Source organism: Phascolarctobacterium sp. (genome assembly GCF_045124115.1).
GTDB lineage: Bacteria > Bacillota > Negativicutes > Acidaminococcales > Acidaminococcaceae > Phascolarctobacterium_A.
In genome coordinates this window covers 1-1,505 of record NZ_JBGVLF010000067.1, presented here as the reverse complement: position 1 = coordinate 1,505, position 1,505 = coordinate 1, and the positions used below count along the sequence as shown (strand labels likewise).

At 45.8% G+C, this 1,505-nt stretch carries 1 protein-coding gene and 1 pseudogene; both read left to right on the top strand.

What is annotated here, in order from left to right; translation table 11 throughout:
* A pseudogene (locus ACJMM4_RS10190) lies at positions 1–581 on the top strand (hypothetical protein); the annotation flags it as partial.
* Between the two features lie 719 nt (positions 582–1,300).
* Positions 1,301–1,505, top strand: a 205-nt coding sequence (locus ACJMM4_RS10185) for a hypothetical protein (protein WP_405384310.1), incomplete at its 3' end; no start/stop codon positions are given.

Genomic DNA, 1,505 nt, shown 5'->3' with positions numbered 1-1,505 from the left:
TTAGTGCGCCAATCATAGTAATCGGCTCAGAGGGGCAAAAGAATCGAAATAACGGGGTATTAAGTGCAAGAGATGCAAGTGGAAACAAAATGAGAGCGATTAGAAAAGCTAAGAGCAGCATTAGGGATTACGTAAAGACGAATCTAGATTTAAAGTATTTTGTTACATATACCCTAGATGCAAGTAAAATAGATAGGTACGATTCGGGGATAATCTACAAAAAGATAAGAGATTGGCTCTCTAATTCAGTGAGAAGGAAGGGCTTTAAGTATATTTTGGTCCCTGAGAAGCACAAAGACGGAGCCTGGCACTTTCATGGATTTACGAATGTGCCAGTTGAGTGGAAATATGGGTTTTCTGAGGAGAAGGAGGTTAGGGGAGCCCGTAGTAGGAGCAAGCAAATAAACTACGTGGTGAGCTACGTGAAGAAGGACATGGAGATGTTCAATTGCCGGTATTATCTGCACAGCCAGAACCTAGAGAAGCCGAAGAAGATATATAAAAACACGGACTTTGAGAAAGCCGAAGGATACTGCATGGAACTAGAGGGGATGGAAGTTCGGGTGAAGGTGCAAGGCTAAGGTAGCCGCACGCCCCCTCCTTGCCGCCCCTTCCCCCTGCACCCCCATCCCCGGCGCTCCAACCCCAGCTAAGGTTGCAGAGCGCATAAGCAGGGGGAAGGGCGCTCGTCGGATAGGGGGCTCGCCCGTCGCATTCCCCCGCCTCCGGAAAGGTGTGGGACCCTCCCACACTATTTCCTCCGGCTCTGCGCCTGCTCGGGCGGCGGCTTAGTCGCAAGGATAGCCTTAACCCCGTAACTAGCAAGGAACACGCCAAGAGCTTTAAATCAAGGGTATAACAAGCGCTAAACGCGCCCTTGATTTAAAGCTCTTGTTGCGTGTTAAAAAGCAAATAGGGGTTAAGGCAAAATATTCAGGAGAGAAAGCTACCGATTTGATGAATCTATGGGGCCCCGCGAGGGGCCCCATAGACATGCTATCCTAATGACTTGATATAGGGATAGCATGTCGTCACTTTCTGCCGTTCCGACGTATATGAGAGGGAAGGAGAAAACGGCTTGAAATCTGGCATTTCTCCGGACTTCAAAAAAATGAGAAATGCAAGATTGCTTCAAAAAGTGCAAAAAAAGTGCTATATTTGTCGTTGGCTAGAAAACAAATATAGCAAAGCACTTTTATTTATTTTTATTAAATTTTACGCTTAATAGTTTAAATCTGCAAAGCGTGAAAGTCAATGGATAAAAATAGAGGGGTGTGCTGCTGTATGGAAGGAGCAGCAAATGGAGAAGTTCAATACTTTGCAGAAAATGGACCAGGAGGGACGAATCTATCGAGGGGTAGTGTTTAGTGCGCCAATCATAGTAATCGGCTCAGAGGGGCAAAAGAATCGAAATAACGGGGTATTAAGTGCAAGAGATGCAAGTGGAAACAAAATGAGAGCGATTAGAAAAGCTAAGAGCAGCATTAGGGATTACGTAAAGACGA